Origin of the sequence: Cryobacterium sp. MDB2-A-1 (assembly GCF_004402675.1) — a bacterium.
GTDB classification, from domain to species: Bacteria; Actinomycetota; Actinomycetes; order Actinomycetales; family Microbacteriaceae; genus Cryobacterium; species Cryobacterium glucosi.
Genome location: NZ_SOFK01000010.1, coordinates 193608 through 214049, shown reverse-complemented (window position 1 = coordinate 214049; position 20442 = coordinate 193608). Strand labels below are relative to the sequence as shown.

General features: G+C 69.2%; 20 protein-coding genes. 10 read left to right on the top strand and 10 right to left on the bottom strand.

Translation table 11 applies throughout. The annotated features are described in order from the left end of the window. Positions 1-17: 17 nt before the first annotated feature. Positions 18-1103 (top strand): glycosyltransferase family 1 protein, encoded by a 1086-nt coding sequence (locus tag E3O39_RS02320; protein ID WP_134446602.1) that lies wholly within the window; start codon positions 18-20, stop codon positions 1101-1103. Here the strand turns inward: E3O39_RS02320 and E3O39_RS02315 are convergent. Together E3O39_RS02315 and E3O39_RS02310 are read right to left on the bottom strand one after the other, a co-directional pair. Then, entirely contained in the window at positions 1091-1747 is a 657-nt protein-coding gene (locus E3O39_RS02315; RefSeq protein ID WP_241984948.1) for a histidine phosphatase family protein, read from the bottom strand. The two genes, E3O39_RS02320 and E3O39_RS02315, sit on opposite strands and share 13 nt — an antisense overlap. A gap of 76 nt (positions 1748-1823) precedes the next feature. Further along, positions 1824-2675 (bottom strand): Sir2 family NAD-dependent protein deacetylase, encoded by an 852-nt coding sequence (locus tag E3O39_RS02310; protein ID WP_134446600.1) that lies wholly within the window; start codon positions 2673-2675, stop codon positions 1824-1826. Between the two features lie 140 nt (positions 2676-2815). Here E3O39_RS02310 and E3O39_RS02305 point away from each other — a divergent pair, with 140 nt between their 5' ends. Both E3O39_RS02305 and E3O39_RS02300 read left to right on the top strand, forming a co-directional pair. Continuing rightward, positions 2816-3616: an RNA methyltransferase gene (locus E3O39_RS02305; protein WP_134446599.1), complete on the top strand. Its 801-nt coding sequence runs from the start codon at positions 2816-2818 to the stop codon at positions 3614-3616. Positions 3617-3679: 63 nt separating this feature from the next. Next, entirely contained in the window at positions 3680-4915 is a 1236-nt protein-coding gene (locus E3O39_RS02300) for a D-alanyl-D-alanine carboxypeptidase family protein (RefSeq protein WP_134446598.1), read from the top strand. A gap of 27 nt (positions 4916-4942) precedes the next feature. Here the strand turns inward: E3O39_RS02300 and E3O39_RS02295 are convergent, their stop codons facing one another. After that, positions 4943-5731, bottom strand: coding sequence for an SGNH/GDSL hydrolase family protein (locus tag E3O39_RS02295; protein ID WP_134446597.1), 789 nt, complete (start codon positions 5729-5731; stop codon positions 4943-4945). Between the two features lie 58 nt (positions 5732-5789). Here E3O39_RS02295 and E3O39_RS02290 point away from each other — a divergent pair, with 58 nt between their 5' ends. After that, positions 5790-7607, top strand: a complete 1818-nt coding sequence (locus tag E3O39_RS02290) for a DEAD/DEAH box helicase (protein WP_134446596.1) — start codon at positions 5790-5792, stop codon at positions 7605-7607. Positions 7608-7717: 110 nt separating this feature from the next. Continuing rightward, positions 7718-8197, top strand: a complete 480-nt coding sequence (locus tag E3O39_RS02285; protein WP_134446595.1) for an Lrp/AsnC family transcriptional regulator — start codon at positions 7718-7720, stop codon at positions 8195-8197. A 15-nt stretch (positions 8198-8212) separates the two neighbouring features. Here the strand turns inward: E3O39_RS02285 and E3O39_RS02280 are convergent, their stop codons facing one another. After that, positions 8213-8722 (bottom strand): histidine phosphatase family protein, encoded by a 510-nt coding sequence (locus tag E3O39_RS02280; protein WP_134446594.1) that lies wholly within the window; start codon positions 8720-8722, stop codon positions 8213-8215. A 119-nt stretch (positions 8723-8841) separates the two neighbouring features. Between E3O39_RS02280 and E3O39_RS02275 the strand changes: the two genes are divergently transcribed. Further along, the gene (locus E3O39_RS02275) at positions 8842-9429 is read left to right on the top strand and encodes a TMEM175 family protein (protein WP_134446593.1); all 588 of its coding nucleotides are present in this window, start codon (positions 8842-8844) and stop codon (positions 9427-9429) included. A 133-nt stretch (positions 9430-9562) separates the two neighbouring features. On the opposite strand, the gene E3O39_RS02270 is transcribed toward E3O39_RS02275, so the two are convergent. From E3O39_RS02270 to E3O39_RS02250, 5 genes are all read right to left on the bottom strand, one after another. Further along, positions 9563-9766, bottom strand: coding sequence for a cold-shock protein (locus tag E3O39_RS02270; RefSeq protein ID WP_035840308.1), 204 nt, complete (start codon positions 9764-9766; stop codon positions 9563-9565). Positions 9767-10022: 256 nt separating this feature from the next. Continuing rightward, positions 10023-10859 (bottom strand): DUF3097 domain-containing protein, encoded by an 837-nt coding sequence (locus tag E3O39_RS02265; RefSeq protein ID WP_134446592.1) that lies wholly within the window; start codon positions 10857-10859, stop codon positions 10023-10025. 44 nt (positions 10860-10903) lie between these two features. Continuing rightward, positions 10904-14314 carry an error-prone DNA polymerase gene (locus E3O39_RS02260; protein WP_134446591.1) on the bottom strand — a complete coding sequence of 1137 codons (3411 nt, stop codon included), beginning with the start codon at positions 14312-14314 and terminating at the stop codon, positions 10904-10906. Between the two features lie 75 nt (positions 14315-14389). Next, the gene (locus E3O39_RS02255; protein WP_134446590.1) at positions 14390-16027 is read right to left on the bottom strand and encodes a DNA polymerase Y family protein; all 1638 of its coding nucleotides are present in this window, start codon (positions 16025-16027) and stop codon (positions 14390-14392) included. Between the two features lie 2 nt (positions 16028-16029). Continuing rightward, on the bottom strand, positions 16030-16740 hold the full coding sequence (locus E3O39_RS02250; protein WP_174774643.1) for a hypothetical protein: 711 nt from the start codon (positions 16738-16740) through the stop codon (positions 16030-16032). Positions 16741-16850: 110 nt separating this feature from the next. On the opposite strand from E3O39_RS02250, the gene E3O39_RS02245 reads away from it, so the two are divergent. The 3 genes from E3O39_RS02245 to E3O39_RS02240 are packed head-to-tail and all read left to right on the top strand — an operon-like array spanning position 16851 to position 18622. Beyond that, the gene (locus E3O39_RS02245) at positions 16851-17549 is read left to right on the top strand and encodes an SOS response-associated peptidase (protein ID WP_134446589.1); all 699 of its coding nucleotides are present in this window, start codon (positions 16851-16853) and stop codon (positions 17547-17549) included. A 54-nt stretch (positions 17550-17603) separates the two neighbouring features. Further along, positions 17604-17768: a hypothetical protein gene (locus E3O39_RS18855; protein WP_166787273.1), complete on the top strand. Its 165-nt coding sequence runs from the start codon at positions 17604-17606 to the stop codon at positions 17766-17768. 8 nt (positions 17769-17776) lie between these two features. Then, positions 17777-18622 carry an SMP-30/gluconolactonase/LRE family protein gene (locus tag E3O39_RS02240; protein WP_134446588.1) on the top strand — a complete coding sequence of 282 codons (846 nt, stop codon included), beginning with the start codon at positions 17777-17779 and terminating at the stop codon, positions 18620-18622. 33 nt (positions 18623-18655) lie between these two features. On the opposite strand, the gene E3O39_RS02235 is transcribed toward E3O39_RS02240, so the two are convergent. Next, the gene (locus tag E3O39_RS02235) at positions 18656-19306 is read right to left on the bottom strand and encodes a DUF1345 domain-containing protein (protein WP_134446587.1); all 651 of its coding nucleotides are present in this window, start codon (positions 19304-19306) and stop codon (positions 18656-18658) included. Positions 19307-19460: 154 nt separating this feature from the next. Between E3O39_RS02235 and E3O39_RS02230 the strand changes: the two genes are divergently transcribed. Beyond that, positions 19461-20423, top strand: coding sequence for a DnaJ domain-containing protein (locus tag E3O39_RS02230; protein WP_134446586.1), 963 nt, complete (start codon positions 19461-19463; stop codon positions 20421-20423). The last annotated feature ends 19 nt before the right edge of the window (positions 20424-20442 follow it).

Below are 20442 nucleotides of genomic sequence, written 5' to 3'. Positions count from 1 at the left end.
AGGATCGAGCTGACAGCATGAGGATCGTGTTCGACTGCCGCTACACCCGGTTCGACCGGCACGACGGCATCAGCCGCTACACCTCCGAACTCGTCACCGAGCTGAGCCGGCTGCACGCCGTGACGATGCTCATCAGCGACCACAGGCAACTCGCGATGCTCCCCGCGCTCCCGTGGCAGCTCGTGAACGCGCCCACGAGCATCCGCGAGCCCCTCGTCGCCCTCCGCGTCAACCGGCTGCACCCCGACGTCGTCTTCAGCCCGATGCAGACCATGGGTTCGTGGGGCCGCAACTACAGACTGCTGCTCACCGTCCACGACCTGATCTACTATCGCAACCGCACACCCCCGCGCGACCTGCCCGCCTTCATCCGGCTGCTCTGGCGGTTCTACCACCTGTCCTGGTGGCCCCAGCGGATGCTGCTGAACCGCGCTGACGGCGTCGTCACGGTCTCCGAGACGACACGGGCACTCATGCTGAAGCACCGCCTCACCCGCAAGCCCATCACGGTCGTCCCCAACGCCGCCGGTGCCCTCGGCGAGGCGGCAGGTGCAGGGACGGGCGTGCGTCGCACCGGGCCGGCAACGGGCAGCCTCGTCTACATGGGCTCGTTCATGCCGTACAAGAACGTCGACACGCTCGTGCGCGCCCTCGCTGACCTTTCCGGCCATGACCTGCACCTGCTCAGCCGGATCGGTGACACGGAGAAGGCCCGCCTGCAGGGGCTCGCCCCCGGAGCGCGGATCGTTTTCCACGACGGCGTCTCCGACGCGGAGTACGTGTCCCTGCTCGATTCGGCGACGGCCCTGGTGACCGCGTCCCTCGACGAGGGCTTCGGGATCCCCCTCGTCGAAGCGATGAGCCTCGGGATCCCGGTCGTCGTGAGCGACATTCCGATCTTCCGGGAGATCGGCGGTGAGGCCGCGCTCTACTTCGAACCGCGCGACGCCGGGGGGCTCGCGGCTGCCGTGCACCAGCTCGACGAACCGGGGGAGTGGGCGAAGCGCTCAGGGCTCGCCATCGACCAGGCCGCCCGGTACAACTGGGCGGACTCCGCGCAGATCCTGCTCCGCGCGATCCGGGAGACCGCTCAGCCCGAGTAGTGCGTGTTCTCCGCTAAACCGCGGATCGTCGCGTCGAAGTGCTCGAGCTCGAGACGGCCGCCGGTCCAGAGGAAGTCGTGGACGGATCCGTTGGCGATGATCTCGTCGGGGTGCGGGCGCACGCCGGCGGTCAGGTAGCGGATCAGGGTTCCGATCACGCCGCCGTGGCAGACCACGAGTACCGCGTCACCCGGGAACTCCTCGGCCACGCGGCCGAGGGCCGGAAGCACCCTGTCGAGGACCTGTTGGCGCGACTCGAGGCCGGGCACCGGCATCCCGTTCGGGAACTGGCGCTGCCGTTCTGCGAACGTGAGGCCCTCGATGTGGCCGTGGTGACGCTCGGTGAGGTCGTCGATGATCTCCGGCCGCGGCAGGCCGAGTTCCCCCGCGATGATGCGGGCGGTTTCCGCGGCCCGGTCGAGCGGGCTCGAGACGATCTTCTCCCAGGCGGCGGAGCTCTCGGTCAGGCCGCCGTCGAGGCTGGGCGCCAACCCCGCGCGGCTGCGCTTGAGGAGCCGCAGGCCGGTCTCGGCGGCCTGGGCCCGTCCCGTCGAGTTCAGTGGGATGTCGGTGCGGCCCTGGATCCGGGTGGCGAGGTTCCAGTCGGTCTGGCCGTGTCGGACGATCGAAAGCCTGGTCTGCAACCGGTGCATGGTCTCGCGTGGCCCCTGTCTGCGCTGTCCTGTCTGGCGCTGTCCCGTCTGGCGACCAGGACCTCCTCTACCCCGTGAGGCGTTCGGCGAGCCCGGCCAGCACCTCGGAGGTGCCGGCTTCCAGCTTAACCAGTGCGCGCGCGTCTCCCTTGGTCACGCCCCGATTGATGACGATAATCGGCAGTTTGCGCCGGCGGGCCTGTTCGAGCAGGCGGATGCCCGAATTCACCGCGAGAGACGATCCGGCGACGATGAGCGCCTGGGCCCCGGCGACGAGGGCGGTGGCCTCGACGAACTTGACCGTCGGCACGAGCTCGCCGAAGAAGACCACGTTGGGCTTGAGCATCCCGCCGCAGACCGTGCACGCGGGGATGACGAAGCCCGTGAGGTCGGTGACGTCGGCGTCACCGTCCGGTGCGAGACGGGCGGAGTCCGGCCGCCGCAGGGACGGGTTGTCGGCTTCGAGGCGCGCCGCGATGCTCTCCCTGTCGAAGGCCTGGCCGCAGCCGAGGCAGACGACGAGATCCATCGAGCCATGCAGGTCGACGACGTGGCGGGAACCGGCCCTGGTGTGCAGCCCGTCGACGTTCTGGGTGATCACGCCGGAGATGACACCATGGGCCTCGAGGGCGACGAGCGAACGGTGCCCGAGGTTCGGCTCAGCTGCGCGGAACCGACGCCAGCCGAGGTGGCTGCCCGCCCAGTACCTGACCCGGGCCCTGGGGTCGTCGATGAAGGTCTGATAGTTCATCGGGGTGCGGACCGGCGCGCCCTTCCCCCGATAGTCGGGGATGCCCGAATCCGTGCTGAGCCCGGCGCCGGTCAGCACCGCAGCACGCTTTCCGCGCAGGAGTTCGGCGACCGTGTCAAGGGTGTCGGCCGAAACCTCGCCCGCGACGGGAATCGTCTCGGTGGTCATAACGCTCCGTCCTGTCCACTCCGAGTCTAAGCTGGCCAGTTTTCGTCCTTGTTACAGAACACGGGTACGTGACCTCGAGTACGTGACCGGGTGAGACAACTGGCAGTCTGGACGTGTTCTCCTTCGAAAGGCAAATCACCGTGCAGATCATCCACATCGACTCCCTCGACCTTCCCGGTCTTGCCGACTACTCCCAGCTCACGGATGTCGCACTCCGGCGGAAGTCCGAACCGGCGGGCGGCCTGTACATCGCCGAGTCGACCAAGGTCATCGCGCGCGCCCTCGAGGCCGGACATCGCCCCCGCTCGGTGCTCCTGCAGGAGCAGTGGCTGCCCGACGCCCTCGAACTGCTCGCCGACTGGCCGGACGTGCCGATCTACGTCGGCGCGGCATCCGTGCTCGAAGAACTGACCGGGTACAACCTGCACAGGGGGGCACTCGCCGCGATGCACCGACCCGTGCTCGCGCCGGTGTCCGATCTGGTCAGGGGCGCCCGCCGGATCGTGATCCTCGAGGACATCGTCGACCACACCAACGTCGGCGCCATCTTCCGCTCGGTCGCCGGACTCGGCGCCGACGCCGTTCTGATCACCCCGCGCTGCGCCGACCCGCTCTACCGGCGCAGCGTGCGCGTGAGCATGGGCACGGTGCTTCAGGTGCCCTGGACCCGGCTCCCCGAGTGGGACGAAGCCGTTCCTCTGCTGCACGAAGCCGGCTTCCACCTCGCAGCACTCGCCCTCGCGGACAACGCGGTGAGCCTCGACGACTTCGCGATCGACCCGCCAGAGCGGCTCGCGATCGTGCTCGGCGCCGAGGGCGACGGGCTCAGCAGGCAGGCGCTCTCTGTCGCGGACACGGTCGTCACGATCCCGATGCTGCACGGCGTCGACTCGCTCAACGTCGCATCCGCGAGCGCGGTCGCACTGTACGCGCTGCGCTGACCGGGACTGCGCCGCGCCGCGGTGTCCAGCGTTTCCCTATCCGTGGATCGGTAAAGTGAGCGGATGCCTTCCGCGAGTCGTTCCACCATCCTGCGTCGCCGATTCGCGGTCCTCGGGGGCCTGCTCGTCGTGATCCTCCTCGGGGGCTACTTCGCGACAACGAGTGCCGCAGCACTTCCAGCGTCGGCGGCGACGCTCACGCAGCCTGCCGCGCTCACCCAGCCGGCGACGGCAATGAAATGGCCGGGAATCGGGGAGGGAGCGATCGGCGCCGTGGGCTACGACGGGGTGCTCGGCTCCAACGGCAGCCAGGCCGCCGTGCCGATCGCGAGCATCACCAAGATGGTCACCTCCCTCGTGCTGCTCGAGGCGAAGCCGCTCGCGGCCACCGAGGCCGGTCCCGACGTGAAGTTCACCGACGCCGATGTGCAGATCTACTACGACGTGCTCGCCCAGGACGGCTCGGTCGCCCCCGTCGTGTCCGGGATGGTGCTGAGCCAGCGCCAGGCCCTCGAGGGCATGCTGCTGCCCTCCGCGAACAACTACAGCATCACCCTCGCGAACTGGGCGTTCGGTTCTGTCGACGCGTATCTGAAGGTCGCCAGGGCCTGGCTCACCGACCATGGCCTGACCGGGACCACGATCGCGGACACGAGCGGGATTTCGCCGCTGAGCGCCAGCACGCCGGCCGACCTCGTCGAGATCGGCAAACTCGTGCTGAAGAACCCGGCGCTCGCCTCGATCGTCTCGGAGAAGACGGCCACGCTGCCGACGATCGGGACGGTGACCAACACCAACGAGATGCTCGGCGAGCACGGTGTCGACGGCATCAAGACCGGGACGACGGACGAAGCCGGCGCGTGCCTGCTCTTCTCCGCGGACTTCACCGTCGGAGACACGACCGTGACCCTCGTCGGGGTCCTGCTCGGCGGGACCACCCACGACACCCTCGACGCCGACATCGGGCGGCTCATCGAGAGCGTCAAACCCGGCTTCCGTGAGGTCACCCTGACCGAAGCCGGTGCGTCCTATGGAGCGTACGCGAGCGTCTGGGGGCAGAACGGTTCGGTCGTGGCCGCCGAGAAGGCATCCGCCCTCGTCTGGTCTGACACGGCCGTCACGGGCGTCGCAACGGCCCGTTCGGTCGGGGTCGGCTCGGACGGAGACGCCGTCGGGTCTCTCGACTTCGTGGTCGGCACCCAGAAGATCAGTGTGCCCCTGGTGCTGGACGGCACACTCAGCGATCCCGGACCCGGCTGGCGCTTCACGCACCCTGGCGAACTGCTCGCGTCCCGCTGACGCCTCTGCGCTGTGTGAAGAGCTGGGCTACTTGACGGCCTGGCGGAACGGCCCGGCCTCCGGGCGTTTGGGCAGCACGTGGTCCCCGGACGACTGGTGCCTGATGCGGCGCAGCACCCACGGCACGAGATACTCCCGCGCCCAGACCATGTCCTCGCTGCGCGCCTGGCGCCAGGTCTGCGCGGGCAACGGCTCGGGCTCGGAGGGTTCGAGACTGTTGGGCACGTTGAGCACGTCAAGCACCATCCGGGCGACGGTGTGATGTCCGAGGGCGTTCAGGTGCAGCCGGTCGGGCGCCCACATCCGTGCGTCCTGGATCTCGGTGAGGGCCCACAGGTCGGCGACGACGCAGTCGTAGCGCGCAGCGACGGCACGGATGTTCTCGTTGTAGATCGCGATCTTGCCGCGGATCCCGCGGAAGACCGGGGCGAACCCGACATCGGCGCCCGTGAACAGCACGATCGTGGCTCCGTCGCGGCTGAGCAGGCGCACGGCCTCATCGCACCGGGCGGCGATCTCGTCGGGGTCTGACCCCGGCCGGATCACGTCGTTGCCGCCTGCCGAGAAGGTGATCAGGTCCGGGTGCACGTCGAGGGCCTGCTCCAACTGCTCGTCCATGACCTGCCGGATCAGTTTGCCGCGCACGGCGAGATTCGCATACGCGAAGTCCGTCGAGCCCTGGCTGAGTACCTCGGCGACGCGGTCTGACCAGCCGCGGAACCCTCCCGGGCACGCGGGCTCGGGATCCCCGACACCCTCCGTGAAGGAATCGCCGACGGCTACGTACCGCGACCAGGGATGCAATGGCGTTGTCATCAGTCCATTCTCCTCGTTTGCACGAAACTGTCGGTTCACCTTGCTAGGTTCTATTGAAGTGACTACCTCAGCAGCGTTCGAACCGAACCAGGGAACGAGTGCAGCCGAACACCTGTCCCCGTCGTTCCCCGGCCGGGCCGCCTGGGGTACCGCGACCAAGCTGCGCGCCTGGCAGGAAGAGGCCCTGGCCGCCTATTTCGTGCACCAGCCCCGTGACTTCCTCGCCGCCGCGACACCGGGAGCAGGCAAGACCACGTTCGCACTCCGGCTCGCGTCCGAGCTTCGTGCGCGGCACCTGATCGACCGCATCACCGTCGTAGCCCCGACCGAACACCTCAAGCGCCAGTGGGCGGATGCCGCCGCTCGCGCGGGCATCCGCCTCGACCCCTCGTTCAAGAACGCGGACGGGCGTTACGGCAACCACTTCCACGGTGTCGCCGTCACGTACGCTCAGGTCGCCAGCCGGGCCGCCCTGCACCGCGAGCTCACCCAGTCCAGCCGCACCCTCGTCATCCTCGACGAGGTGCACCACGGGGGCGACGCCCTCAGCTGGGGCGATGCGATCCGGGAGGCCTTCGAACCGGCGACCCGCCGCCTCTCCCTGACCGGGACCCCGTTCCGGTCCGACACCTCGCCCATCCCCTTCGTCAGCTACCTGCCGGACGAGCACGGCATCCGTCTCTCGCAGAGTGACTACAACTACGGCTACGGTCGCGCCCTTGCCGACGGCGTCGTGCGCCCGGTCATGTTCATGGTCTACGCCGGGCACATGAAGTGGCGCACGCGTGCCGGCGACGAGATGGAAGCCAAACTCGGCGAGGGCAACACCAAGGACATCACGAGCCAGGCCTGGCGTACGGCGCTCGAGCCGACCGGGCAGTGGATCCCCGCCGTGCTGCGCGCCGCTGACTCGCGCCTCACCCAGGTCCGGCACGGCATCCCGGACGCCGGCGGCCTCGTCATCGCAACGGACCAGTCAGCCGCACGCGCGTATGCCACCATCCTCGAGGAGATCTCCGGGGAACCGGTGACCGTCGTGCTTTCTGACGAGAAGGAGTCGAGCGACCGGATCGACGAGTTCTCGAAGAACACCCGGCGTTGGATGGTCGCCGTCCGGATGGTGTCAGAGGGTGTCGACGTTCCCCGGCTCGCCGTCGGCGTCTACGCGACGAGCGCATCGACACCCCTGTTCTTCGCGCAGGCCATCGGCCGCTTCGTGCGCGCCAGACGGCGCGGCGAGACGGCCTCGATCTTCCTGCCCAACGTGCCGAGCCTGCTGAGCCTCGCCAACGCCCTCGAACTCGAACGCGACCACGCGCTCGACCGGAGCAACAGGGACGACGGCGACGACGGGATGTACAACCCCGAAGACGCGATGGTCGCCGCGGCGAACCGGGACGAGAAGGGGTCGGACGGACTCGGCGAGGACGAGTTCACCTGGCAGGCGATCGACTCCCAGGCGACCTTCGACATGGTCATGTTCGACGGCGACGAGTTCGGCCAACTCGCCGAACCGGGAACGGACGAGGAATTCGACTTCATCGGCATCCCCGGACTCCTCGAGCCGGAACAGGTTTCTGAGCTGCTCCGGCAACGGCAGTCCCGCCAGGCCAAACGGTCGACCGACCGGCGAAAGAACCCGGTCACGGGCGAGATCGCCCCCGAGGAACCGCCGCCGCTTTACCGCACCCTCAAGGAACAGCGGACCTTGCTCGCGAGTCTCGTGGGCATGTGGTCGAAACTCGCGAATGAGCCGCACGGGATCGTACACGCCGAACTACGGCGGGTCTGCGGGGGACCCGCAGTTGCCCAGGCGAGCGTGACCCAGCTGCAGAACCGGATCGACTTGCTGCGTCGCCGCCTCGGCCGCAGCTGAAGCCACCGCCTCGCGCGATCGATCCTCGATCGTTACCCGGTCCAGGCGCAGACCCTTGCGTCAAGGAATGATTCGTCGCATAAGCTCTTAGGGACGAAAGAGTGTGACTGATGGAACCGAAGAAAGCCGAAATCGACAGGGTCGACCGGGCATTGCTGAAGGCCCTCTCGGTCAACGCGCGAGCCTCCGGCGCCGCACTGGCTGCCGAGATCGGTGTCGCCGAGTCAACCGTGTCGCTCCGGTTGCGCCGGCTCCAGCAGCTGGGCCACATCCGCGGGTACCGGGCGAACATCGACCTCGCAGCCCTCGGAGCCTCCCTGCAGGCGCTCATTTCCGTGCGGCTCGTCAAACACGCCCGGGTGCAGATCGACGACTTCCGTAATGCCGCTCCGCACTGGCCCGGCGTCATCGGTCTCTTCCACACCGCGGGGGCCGACGACTACCTCCTGCACGTCGCGGCGGCGAACGCGTCCGCGCTGCGTGACTTCGTGCTCGAACATCTCGCCGAGCATCCTGCTGTCGCGCACACCGAGACCAACCTCATCTTCGAGTACGTCGACGGTGACGGCTGGCAGGACCTCGTCAACTAGTCGACGACCGTCCCCTCACTGAGCGCGGTGACGGTGCGGAAAGTCTTCCGGCGGGCGCCCGGTCGCCAGGATCTCGGCCGGTCGCCTGCCGGCGTCAGACCACGGTCCGGCCAAGCCCAGCACGGCGAGGGTGCTGGTCGGCATCGGTATCCACGTTCCGGTGAGGAGTTCGGCGAGGCCGGTGATCCCGGGATTGTGCACGACGAGAACGACCGTGTGGTCCTCGTCGGGAAGCTCCCTGACGACGTCGAGCAGTTCGTCGGCGGATGCCGCATAGCCGCGGCTGTCGACCACGGTCGGCGGCGATTCCGTCAGTTCACCCTCGGCGATTTCCCAGGTGCTGCGAGCGCGGTGCGCGGGGGAGACGACCGCGAGATCGATGTGCCCGATATTGCGGGCGAGCCACGCTCCGGCGAGCGGCGCCTGGCGCAGTCCCCGTTCGGCGAGCGGGCGCTCGAGGTCGGAGACCTCGCCGGACCAGTCGGACTTGGCGTGCCGCAGCAGGATCAGGGTGCGCTCACTCATACCCTGAGTCTGCCACCGACGGCCGGACAGGTTGTGCGAAATCCGGCTCCTGACAGGGCGAACGGAATCTGGGATGATGCCCTCAGCGCACCTGAACGGACGACAGGGACCGGAGGCACATGACCAAGAACAGGCTCGAAGCGTTCAGCGATGGCGTGCTCGCCATCATCATCACGATCATGGTGCTCGAGATCCGGGTCCCGGAGGAACCGACCTGGCAGGGGCTCGTGACCATCCTGCCCACGCTATTCAGTTACCTGCTGAGTTTCCTCTACATCGGGATCTACTGGAACAACCACCACCACTTGCTGCGCCTCGCCTCCGGCGTGAACGGCGGCATCCTCTGGGCGAACCTGCACCTCTTGTTCTGGCTCTCCCTGTTCCCCTTCGCTACGAGGTGGAGCGACGAGTCCGGCTTCGCCGAGGTCCCGGTCATGGTCTACGGGTTCACGCTGCTCCTGGCCGCCGTGGCGTTCTACATCCTGCAGCGGACCCTGATCCGCTACCAGGGCGCCGACGGAGCCCTCGCCACGGCCCTCGGACGGGACTGGAAGGGCAAGGGCTCGCCCTTCATCTACCTGGCTGGGATTCTGCTCGCCCTGGTGCAGCCGCTCGTGTCCATGGGCGTTTTCGCGATCGCCGCACTCATCTGGCTGGTGCCGGACCGGCGGGTCGAGCGTTTCGTCGGAGACGGCCGCGCAGACTAGGGCGGCGGCGAGAAAAGCTTCGGCTTAACGAAGTAATGCCCCCGCCGAAGCGGGGGCATTACTGGAGCTCTCTGGGCGAATGACCTCGGTCAGACGCAGTTCAAGCAGTGTGCTGATTCAGCACTGAGCAGAATCAGAGGGCGCGGATGTTCTCGGCCTGGGGACCCTTGGGGCCCTGGGTTACCTCGAACTCGACCTTCTGGTTCTCGTCGAGGGACTTGTAGCCATTGGAAGCGATCGCGGAGTAGTGCGCGAACACGTCGGCGCTTCCGTCGTCGGGAGCAATGAATCCGAAGCCCTTTTCAGCGTTGAACCATTTCACGGTACCTGTTGCCATTTTTGAAACTCCTCCAGGAGTGTTAGACCGACCCCGACTGTCGGGGCCGTTCGTCGCGGTATTCGTCGTCCGCTTCCGAAAGGAATACGCCGCATGGACCGAAGTCCGTGCGTTTTAAGACGTGCAAGCACTACAACTACTGGGACAAGACTAGACCACTTCGCTCGGTAAGAACCGGATTTGGGGCGAATTCGAGTCATAACCGTTACGTTTTATGAATATTTCGCCCGAACAGGGGCGGTATTCAGCCCACCTGTCAATCGACGGTCGCGAAGTCGATGAGCTGTTCGACCCTGCCGAGGAATGCGGCCTCGAGGTCGGCATACGACCGGACCCGGCCCAGGATGCGTTGCCAGGCCCTGGCGATGTCGGCCTGGTCCTCGTGCGGCCAGCCCAGGTGCTCGCAGATCCCGTGTTTCCACTCGACCGTGCGGGGGGTCGTCGGCCAGTCCTTCATCCCGAGTCGCTCGGGTTTGACGGCCTGCCAGACGTCGACGTAGGGGTGCCCGACCACGAGGACGCTCCGCCCGTGCGGGCCGCGAGCGACGTTCTCGGCGATCCGGCTCTCCTTGGACCCTGGTACGAGGTGGTCGACGAGCACGCCGACCTTCCTGCCTGGTCCCGGGCCGAATTCGGTGAGGAGTTCCTCGAGGTTGTCGACTCCCTCGAGGTATTCGACGACGACGCCCTCGATCCGGAGGTCGGCGCCCCAGACCTTCTCGACGAGTTCGGCGTCGTGCCGACCCTCGACGAAGATCCGGCTGCCGCGGGCGACCCGCGCGCGGGTCGCGGCCATGGCCAGGGAACCGGATGCCGTCCGGGCGCGTTGCTGGGCCGCCCTGGCGGGCACGACGAGCCTGACGGGCTCCCCGTCGATCAGGAACGCTGAGCCGAGGGGAAAGAGCCGGAGCGCGCCGTGCCGGTCCTCGAGGGTCACGATCTGCTTCTCGAGGCGCACGATGGCGCCGCAGAACCCCGTGGCGACTTCTTCGACGACGAGGTCGCGGACGGCGTCGTGGGTCGGGATGACCTTCCGTCCCACCTCGCGCCAGCCCGGCCTCAGGGCGTCCTGTCCGTATCGATCGTCATTCACCCGTTCGACGTTAGCCGAAGACCCACGGGAGAGGGACGGCTCTCTCAGCGGAAATCCCGGGAGGTCGTCGGCGCCGCGAGGGTGAGGGTTTCGAATTTGTCGGCGAGGAGATTCGTGACGCCCTCCGGGGAACGCTCCAGGATGCCGCGCACCACGAGCGCGGGCGATTCCCTCGCGATTCTTCGGTAGCGGTTCCAGACGCCGATTCCGGCGATGACGTTGAGAGTCCCGGTTTCATCCTCGATATTGAGGAAGGTCACCCCGCCGGCGGTCGACGGGCGCTGCCGGTGGGTGACGACGCCGCCGACCTGGATCCGGCGTCCGGACTCGGCGGCGGGAAGCCGGTCGATCGGAAGGGCACCGCGTGCGGCCAGGCCCGCGCGCGCGTGGCTGATCGGATGGTCGTCCGGGGAGATGCCGGTTGCCCAGAGATCATAGACGACCTGTTCGACGGGGCTGAGCAGGTCGAGCAGAGGCGGCTGCACGGTGACGGCGGTTCCGCTGAGGTGGTTCGGTCGTTCGGTCGCCGCCTCTCCGGCCGTCCACAGCGCGGTCCGCGGTTCGAGCCCGAGACCGGAGAAAGCACCGGCGGCGGCGAGCGCCTCGAGCTGTTCCGTGTTCAGGCCGACCCGCCCCGCGGCATCCGCCATCGACAGGTACGGCCCGTTGAGGCCGCGCTCTGCGACGATGCGGCCCGCCAGGTCGCCGCCGATGCCGGAGACCTCGGCCAGGCCGAGGCGCACCGCGAAGTCGCCGTCCCTGCGGTGGTCTGCCCAGTCCGGCGGAACAGCTCGGTCGAAGGGCGGCACCGGAGGCTGCTCTGGGCACAGGCACACCGAACGGCGAACTGTCGGGGGACCGTCGGTGGTTTCGAGGCCCGCGTCGGCGCCCGATCGGAGGATGTCCGGACGGAGCACGGTGACGCCGTGGCGGCGGGCGTCCGCGACGAGCGACTGCGGAGAGTAGAAGCCCATCGGCTGGGCGCGGAGGAGGGCGGCCAGGAAGGCGCCGGGGTAGTGCAGGCGCAACCAGGCGCTCGCGTACACGAGCAGGGCGAAGCTGATCGAGTGGCTCTCCGCGAAGCCGAAGTTGGCGAAGGCCTCGATCTTGGCGTAGATCGTGTCGGCCACGTCCCCGGTGATGCCGTTCGACGCCATCCCGGCGTAGAGCCGGTCGCGGAGGGTGGAGATCTTCTCGATGCCGCGCTTGGATCCCATCGCGCGACGGAGCAGGTCGGCGTCCTCGCCGGAGCACCCGCCGACGGCCATGGCCATCTGCATGAGTTGCTCCTGGAAGAGCGGGATGCCGAGTGTGCGTTCGAGCACGGGCTCGAGTTTCGGGTGCAGGTACGTCACCGGTTCCTGGCCGAGCTTGCGCCGGATGTAGGGATGCACGGCGCCGCCCTGGATGGGCCCCGGCCGGATCAGGGCGATCTCGACGACGAGGTCGTAGAAGCGGCGCGGCTGGAGGCGGGGCAGGGTGCCCATCTGGGCGCGGCTCTCGACCTGGAAGACTCCGACGGAGTCCGCCCGGCAGAGCTGGTCGTAGACGCCGGCTTCCTCGCGGGGGATGGTCGCGAGGGTCCAGGTCTCGCCGAGGTGTTCTGCGGTGAGGTCGAAGGTGTACTGGATGGCCGCGAGCATGCCGAGTCCGAGCAGGTCGAACTTCACCAGGCCCATCCAGGCGCAGTCGTCCTTGTCCCACTGCAGCACTGTCCGGTTGTCCATCCTGGCCGGCTCGATCGGGCAGACCTCGCCGACGGGGCGGTCGGTCAGGACCATGCCGCCGGAGTGGATGCCGAGGTGCCTGGGGGAGCCGAGCAGCTGCTCGGCGAGGTCGGTCACGAGCGGGGGGATGTCGTGTTCCGGACTCGAGGCGGATTCGCTCCAGCGCTCGACCTGCTTGGACCAGGCGTCCTGCTGGCCCGTGCTGAAGCCGAGCGCCTTGGACATGTCGCGCACGGCGACCTTCGGCCGGTAGGTGATGACGTTCGCTACCTGGGCCGCGTTGAGCCTGCCGTAACGGCCGTAGACGTACTGGATGACCTCCTCGCGCCGGTCGGAGTCGAAGTCGACGTCGATGTCCGGCTCCTCGTCGCGAAGGCTCGACAGGAAGCGTTCGAAGGGGAGCCGGTAGAAGATGGAGTCGACCGCGGTGATGCCGAGCACGAAGCAGACGGCCGAGTTCGCCGCAGAGCCGCGGCCCTGACAGAGGATGCCGCGGCTGCGCGCGAACCGGACGATGTCGTGCACGATCAGGAAGTAGCCGGGGAAGTCCTTGGCCTCGATGACCGCGAGTTCCTTCTCGATGCGCTCGAGCACCGACGGAGAAGCTCCCGGGTACTTCTCGGCGACGCCGTCCGTGACCAGGGACCGCAACCAGGTCATCGGTGTGTGCCCCGCAGGGACATCCTGGCGGGGAAGGCGGGGGCGCGCCCGGCGTAGCGAGAAGGCGAGTTCGGCGGCGAGCGGAACGGTGTTCGCGACCGCGCCGGGATAGCGCGCGAACCGGGCGGCCATTTCGGCGCCGCCGCGCAGGTGCGCTCCGTCGGAGCCGGGGAGCCAGCCGTCCATCTGGTCGAGGCTGCGCCGGGCGCGCACGGCGGCGAGCGCGGAGGCGAGCCGGGAACCTGCCGGCGTTGCGTAATGCACGGCGTTCGTGGCGAGCACCGGCAGGCCCGCGTCAGCGGCGAGGCCCGCGAGGGCGTCGTTGCCGGCGCTGTCCGCGGGGTAGCCGTGGTCGTACAGTTCCACGAAGACGTTGTCCCTGCCGAAGAGGCGCACGAGTCCGGCCAGTTCCCTCGCCGCAGCAGCAGGCCCCCCTGTGACGAGAGCCCGGCGCACGGCGCCCTTGCGGCATCCGGTCAGCACGGCCCAGGTGCCGTCGGCCTGGGCTGCGAGATCCTCGATGTCGTAGACCGGACGGCCCTTCTCGCCTCCCGCGAGATGGGCGCTCGTGAGGGCGGCGGCGAGCCGATGGTAGCCGGCCTGGCCGCGGGCGAGAACGAGCAGGTGGGAGCCGACCGGGTCGGGAACGCCGGCCTGCGGCTCGCCGAGGCCGAGGGACAGCTCTGCTCCGAAGATGGTGGCCAGGTTGGGAAAGCTCTCGGCCGTCTCGGCGAGGCGCACGGCGCCGTAGAGCCCGTCATGGTCGGCCAGGGCGAGAGCGGAGAGTCCGAGCCTCGAGGCCTCCTCGAGCAGGGCCTCCGGCGAACTCGCGCCGTCGAGGAAGCTGAAGTTGGAGTGCGCGTGCAGTTCGGCGTACGGCACGAGGGCAGCCCGCGTGGTTGAGCCGGCCGGAACGGCGGGCTCCGCCGGGCGGTATGGCCTGCGCCTGCCCGACCACGCCGGGCTGTCGCCGCCGTCGGCTCCCGCGGGCGGACCGCCGGGGCGGCGCCGGTCGGAGAGGGCGCGCTCGAGTTCGGACCACGGGATCGGGGGATTGCTCCAGCCCATCAGTCGGTTCCGTTCTGAGTCATACCGTTGTCAGCCATACCGTTCTCAGCCATACCGTTCCCAGTGGTTCCGTCGTCAGTCATACCGGGCCTCCGCAACCCAGCGGGCGGACTCGAGCAGGAGCAGCCAGGCCGCGCCCGATCCGTCCACGAGCTGGAGGCGATGGCCGTGGTGCGCCCTGGCGGGATCCCACCAGCGTTCGACGAGCGGCCAGGGTCCGGCCCAGGCCGTGACAGGGGACAGGTCGTCGGTTCGCCCGGTTTGAGAGAAGGCGGCAGGAGTCCCGGAGAGGATGCCCCGCTCGTCGACGCCGACGGCAGCGCCGTCCGTGGCGTGGAGCAGGACCGACGGCGATTCCAGGAAAACGGTCGCGGGGGAGAGCCCGGGGAGGCTGCCAGGCCAGGGCGCCGTGGCCGTGCGTTCGCGTGCCGAGGCCGGCTGGGCGGGGACGACGGGGACGGCGTCGCCCCAGGGAACGAGCACCCGGCGGTCCCTGAGTAGCCGGCCGCCCGCACTGATTGCGGTGAGCACCCCGTCGTGCCCGAGCAGGCCCTGGACCCGGGTGAGCGCGTGGTGGATCCGCTCGTCTGGCCCGGAGTCCCAGAGACCCTGCTCGTGATCGGCTGTCGAGTCCACGCGTTCGGGGATGATCCGCACCCGGGTGATGGCGGCTTCGAGCTCGCTCGCACCGGGGCCGGCCCCCTGCAGTTGCCACCGCACCCGGTCGGCGATGTCCGCGCCGGTGAACCAACGCGGATGCCGCCACGAACGCGTGTGCACGGCTCCTGCCCCCGCCGCGGCCTCGGTGCACACCTCGATCGTGACTTCGGTGCAGACCAGGCGCGAGGCGGCGAGGTCGCCGACGAAGGCGTCGAGTCCCGCCCGGATGGCGAAGGTGACCTGGTCGACCCTGTCGAGGGGAGGTTCCCAGTCGAAGGCCACCTCCCGGTGGCGGGGAGGGACCCGGGGAACGACTCGGCCATCGTCCGCCGCCCCTGCGATCCGGTGGGCGCGGGCCGCTGCCGCTCCGAACCGGTGCCGCACCCGGTCGGCGGGGAGCGCCGCGAAGTCCCTCAGCGTGTGCACGCCCAGGCGGCGCAGCAGGGTCGCGAGGTCCCTGTCGATGAGCCCGGCGTCGACGAGGGTCGTGACCGGGCGGACGGCGAGAAAGGCCGCTGACCCCCCGGGGAGAACCACCCTGACCGGGGTGGGGGCCTGGTCCCTGGCGACCTGTTCCGCGGCGAAGGCGCCGTCCGCGATGCCGACCCGGGCGCCGGGGATCCCGAGCCCCGCGACGCACGCGACGAGGGCGTCCGCGGCCGCCTCTTCGGTGCCGTAGAACCGGGCAGGCCCGCGGGAGCGGATGGCGCAGAGTCCGGGACGCAGGACCTGCACGCCGGGTGTCGTGTCCTCGAGCCGCTCGATGACGGGTTCGAAGGCCCGGTCGTCGAGTACGCGGTCGTAGCCGAGCACGACGAGCTCCGGGCAGCGGAACTGGGCCTCGCGGGCGGCGAGTCCTCTCCGCACGCCCGTCGTGCGGGCCGCCGGCGAGCAGGCAAATACGATGCCGCGGTCGACGAGCGCGAGGGGCACGTCCTCCGGGAGCCCGGCGCGCACCCTGGCCGCCGTCACGGGCCAGTCGGGGCACCAGAGCACCAGGGTGCGCTCGGGTCCGTGCGGGTGCCCCACTGTCGTACCGGTGAGTGCTGTCATTGTCAGACCGCCTCGCTGTACCGGTGCGCGCCGAAGGGGATACCGAGGCGGGGCGGGTCGACGGACTCTGCCTCCGCCGGGCCGCCGGCGAGCGACATCCGTGCGGTGCGGGGTGCGCCGGAGCGCGCGGACGCCGCGACGGTCACCTCGCGTCCCGTGAGGTGACCGTGACCGTCGCCGAGCCCGGTCCAGGTGCTTGAGCGCACGGAGAGCCTCGCCTCGGCCTGCGGCCAATCGCCGGCGACGAGGAGTGTGCACCCGCGTTGCCGGAGCCGGGCGGCGAGCCGGGAGGCCTCCGCCTCCGAGACCCGCCGCGTCGGTCGCACCGCGACGACGGGGAGAACGTCCGCGAGGGCCGCCGTGACGGTGAGCCACTGGTCGCCCGGCGCAGGGACCAGGACGAGGCGCGTGAGGTCGATACCGAGGCTCGTCGCCGCTTCGGGGCCGAGGTCGGGCAGCCCGATGATCCCGCACCAGGACCCGGCCTGGGACGGCCCGGCGAGGAGCGCGAGAATGAGGGAGACGGAGCCGTCCACGGTGTAGACCGACCCAGGCCTGAGCGCGCCGCCCGGCAGGAGGCCGGCGAATCCCGTTGCCGCCTGGCGGCTTTCGAGTCCCGCCCGAGTGGATTCCATCCCGCGGATGCGCGCCTGCAACCCGGCCGCGAGTTCTCGCGGGTCGGGTCCGCTGCGGGGGACGGGGAGACTGGACACCCCACCATATTCGAACAGACATTCGATTAAGTCAAGACGATCCGGGGCGGGCGGATGCACGGCCGATGCCCGGGGAGAGGGTTGTCGGTGGGCCGCGCTAGCCTGAGACCATGTGTGGTCGATTCATCATCACGGACACGGCGCCGGACCTCGCCGCGATGTTCGACGTCGAGCATGAGGGCGAGGACCTCCCGGAACCGTCGTGGAACATCAAGCCAACCGAGCGGATTCCGATCGTGCTCGAGTCGGCGAAATCAGGCGCCGTCGTGCGCAGGATCGAGTCTGCGCGCTGGTCGCTCGTTCCCTCCTTCGCGTCGGCGCTCGTGTCGAAGTTCCCGACGTTCAACGCCCGGTCGGAGACGGTGGGGGAGAAGCCCACCTTCCAGCCCTCCCTCGCATCGCGGCGTGCTCTCGTGCCCGCCACCGGTTACTACGAATGGCACACCGAAGGCACCGTCAAGACCCCGTACTTCGTGCACTCGGACGATGGGCTGCCCCTGGCCCTCGCCGGTCTCTACGCGTGGTGGCGCAACCCTGCCCTCACGGAAGACGACCCGGCGCGATGGGTGCTGAGCGCCACGATCCTCACCCAGGAGTCGAGTGGCCGTCTCCGGGGCCTTCACGAGCGGATGCCCGTCGTGCTCCCGGAGGAGACCTGGGACCAGTGGCTCGACCCGCACACGGTCGGCGACCAGGAGTTCGTGGACGCGGCCGTGGCCGCCTCCGCGGAATCCGTGGAGGGTTTGCGGTTCCACGAGGTTGCGCCCCTCATCGGCGACGGGCCCGAACTCATCGAACCGGTCGCCTGAGCGGCTACGCTCGTCATGGCACGGAACGGCCGGGCCGGTGTCGAAAGGACCCCTATGAAAATTGTCGCCTTCATCGTCGCGATGGCCGTGTTCGTCTTCGGACTGTGGCTCTTCGGGTTCGCCTTCACGGTCACCGCGGGCCAGTTGCCCATCTTCTTCGGCGGGATCCTCTGCGTGGCCCTCGCCGTGGCGATTCCCGTCCAGATCCTGCGCGACTGAGCAACCCCGTGCAGGCCGAACAGCGTACCGATCCCCTCGCCTTCCACGGTGAGGGCCCCGTATGGTCCCCGTCCTGGGGCGGCCTGCGCTGGCTCGACATGTTCGCGGGAGACATCCTCTCGCTGGACGGTGACACCGTGCATCGCAGGCACGTCGGCAGCATGGTCGTGACCGTGCGGCCGCGCCGCGCGGGCGGCGCCGTCCTGGCCCTGCAGCGCGGTTTCGCCCTCGAGGATGCCGAAGGGACGATCACCGAACTCGGGGAGCTCTGGAGCGATCCGCTCCTGAGACTCAACGAGGGCGGCTGCGACCCGGACGGCCGGTTCTACTGCGGTTCGATGGCCTTCGACCAGTACCCGGGCGCCGGTTCCCTCCGCCGCCTCGACCCGGACGGCTCGGTCGAGGTCGTCCTGACCGGCCTCACCATCTCCAACGGGCTGGACTGGAGCCCGGACGGCTCCCTCGCCTACTACAACGACACCGCGACGGGCCGGGTCGCGGTGTTCGACTACAGTGCAGAGACTGGCCTGACGGGCCTGCGCAGTTTTGTCGAGATCCCGGCGGAGTCCGGCTTTCCCGACGGTCTCACCGTCGACAGCGACGGCGGGGTCTGGGTGGCACTCTACGGCGGGAGCGCCGTGCATCGCTACACGCAGGATGGCCGCCTGGACGAGGTCGTCGAGGTCGCCGCAAGCCGCGTCACCGCGTGCACCTTCGGCGGACCGAACCTGGACGAGCTTTTCATCACGACGTCACGGGAAGGCCTCGACGACGGGGAAGAGGCACTCGCCGGATCGTTGTTCCGGGTGGATGCCGGGGTCACCGGCCTGCCCGTGCGCGCGTTCGCCGGCTGAACGTCCGGCCCAGCGCCTGACCCGAAGCCGGGCTCAGTGCAGCAGCCCGGCGACGAGGTTGATCATCGTCGCAAGGATCACGGATCCGAAGAGGTAGGACAGCAGGCCGTGGCGCAGCGCCGTCATCCGGATGATGTGTGTCTTCAGGTTGGTGTCCGACACCTGGAACGTCATGCCGAGGGTGAATGCGAGATAGGCGAAGTCCCCGTAGCTCGGCGGCGCTGTCTGGTTGAATTCGATCCCGCCATCCGCCCCCTCGTAGTAGAGCCGGGCATAGCGGAGGGTGAACAAGGTGTGCAGAAGCGTCCAGGACAACACGACGCTCAGCACGGACAACAGGGCCAGCACGACCTGCGCTGCTCCCGTCGTGGAATGCGTTTCGACGAGCAGAAGGCCGAGCGCGCCGAGGCTCGCGAGGCTGATCAGGAGCACGAGCAGGTCGGACACGCCCCGGGACGGGTCCTCACGGGTCGCATGCGTCGCGGTCGTCGCGGCGTCCATCGGCCCGATCACGATCCAGACCCAGGCGATGAACGTCACGCAGGCCGCTGCCCAGCCCACGATCGGGGCGAGCACCCAGTCGCCCCCGATCGACGCCACCACCCCGGCGGCAAGGCCGATCACGGCCATCACGATCAGGCGGGTGCTCGAGCGACGCACCGTCAGGCGTTCCCAGGTCTTCATGGGCCGATCGTCCCACAGATCCGTCAGGATCCCGTGAGCGGCTCGGGTGGGGCGAGATGACAGAAACGGTCGATAAGGTGAAGAGAACGTCTGACACAGGTCAGACCCCGGACGGCGGCTTGCCGCACACGATCGAACGAAAGAGACCGCGAGGATGTCAGAGAGCCCGGCGGCGGCATCACCCTATGAGGTGCTGGGCGTGAGCCCTGAGGCGACCAGCGAGGAATTGCGACGCGCCTACCGCAAGAGGCTGCGTCTCACCCACCCGGATGTCGGGGGTCGCGCCGCCGACTTCCAGGCCGTCCAGGTGGCGTGGGAACGGATCGGCAATCCCGAGAGCCGGGCCGATTACGACAGGCGCCGGTACCCGGACAACGAGCACGGGACCGTGCACACCGGCTCCGCCTCCGGTTCGTCCGGTTCCGGTTCGTCCGCAGGCTCGGCGCGCGCTTCGTCGGCGGCGACAGGTCCGCGTGCGCGGATGTACGGACACCCGGGGGGCCACGCCCGGCAACGGTACCTCGAGCTCCTGCGCGAGTGGGTCGGCCGCGGGACCGTCATCGACGATCCGTACGCGCCCCAGCTCGTCCGCTCCGCGCCCCGCGAGATCCGGCACTGCCTGGCCCGCGCCCTCGCCCAGGAATCGACGGCACACCTCGTGTCCCTGCTCGGCATCGGCTACACGGCCTGGCACGACGTGCTCGCGGGCTCCCACCCCGACCCGATCGACCATGTCGTCCTCGGCCCCGCCGGGCTGTTCGCAATCCTCTCCGAGGACTGGGGCGCCTCCGTCGAACTCCGGCGCGGCGAGCTCCTCGCGGAGACCCTCCGGCCGGAGGACCGTCCCGTTCATGAATTCGAGGATGCCGCGCGGGCGCTCTCGCGCGCCCTTGGCGTGCGCTTCACCGCCCTCGTCGTCGTGCTCCCCGACGACGCCCTGTCCGACCCGCTTGCGGTACCCGGCCGCGGCCGGCGTCCCACGGTCGTCATCATTCCGCGGTCGCGGCTCGTCGGCCTGTTGCGCGAGGGGCTGCCGGGGATGGATCGGGGCAGCTTCGAGAAGGTGTTCGACCTGCGCAGCCGCCTGCAGGACGGCATCCGCTTCGTCACCGACTAGCGGCCCGCGCCACTCGGCC

Excerpts from the sequence above, each read along its gene's own strand:
- E3O39_RS02280 (WP_134446594.1), bottom strand. The coding sequence starts at position 8,722 with ATGAGTGAGCGCACCCTGATCCTGCTGCGGCACGCCAAGTCCGACTGG.
- E3O39_RS02300 (WP_134446598.1), top strand. The coding sequence starts at position 3,680 with ATGCCTTCCGCGAGTCGTTCCACCATCCTGCGTCGCCGATTCGCGGTC.
- E3O39_RS02260 (WP_134446591.1), bottom strand. The coding sequence starts at position 14,314 with ATGGGCTGGAGCAATCCCCCGATCCCGTGGTCCGAACTCGAGCGCGCC.
- E3O39_RS02275 (WP_134446593.1), top strand. The coding sequence starts at position 8,842 with ATGACCAAGAACAGGCTCGAAGCGTTCAGCGATGGCGTGCTCGCCATC.
- E3O39_RS18855 (WP_166787273.1), top strand. The coding sequence starts at position 17,604 with ATGAAAATTGTCGCCTTCATCGTCGCGATGGCCGTGTTCGTCTTCGGA.
- E3O39_RS02295 (WP_134446597.1), bottom strand. The coding sequence starts at position 5,731 with ATGACAACGCCATTGCATCCCTGGTCGCGGTACGTAGCCGTCGGCGAT.
- E3O39_RS02320 (WP_134446602.1), top strand. The coding sequence starts at position 18 with ATGAGGATCGTGTTCGACTGCCGCTACACCCGGTTCGACCGGCACGAC.
- E3O39_RS02285 (WP_134446595.1), top strand. The coding sequence starts at position 7,718 with ATGGAACCGAAGAAAGCCGAAATCGACAGGGTCGACCGGGCATTGCTG.
- E3O39_RS02245 (WP_134446589.1), top strand. The coding sequence starts at position 16,851 with ATGTGTGGTCGATTCATCATCACGGACACGGCGCCGGACCTCGCCGCG.
- E3O39_RS02270 (WP_035840308.1), bottom strand. The coding sequence starts at position 9,766 with ATGGCAACAGGTACCGTGAAATGGTTCAACGCTGAAAAGGGCTTCGGA.
- E3O39_RS02230 (WP_134446586.1), top strand. The coding sequence starts at position 19,461 with ATGTCAGAGAGCCCGGCGGCGGCATCACCCTATGAGGTGCTGGGCGTG.
- E3O39_RS02255 (WP_134446590.1), bottom strand. The coding sequence starts at position 16,027 with ATGACAGCACTCACCGGTACGACAGTGGGGCACCCGCACGGACCCGAG.
- E3O39_RS02310 (WP_134446600.1), bottom strand. The coding sequence starts at position 2,675 with ATGACCACCGAGACGATTCCCGTCGCGGGCGAGGTTTCGGCCGACACC.
- E3O39_RS02235 (WP_134446587.1), bottom strand. The coding sequence starts at position 19,306 with ATGAAGACCTGGGAACGCCTGACGGTGCGTCGCTCGAGCACCCGCCTG.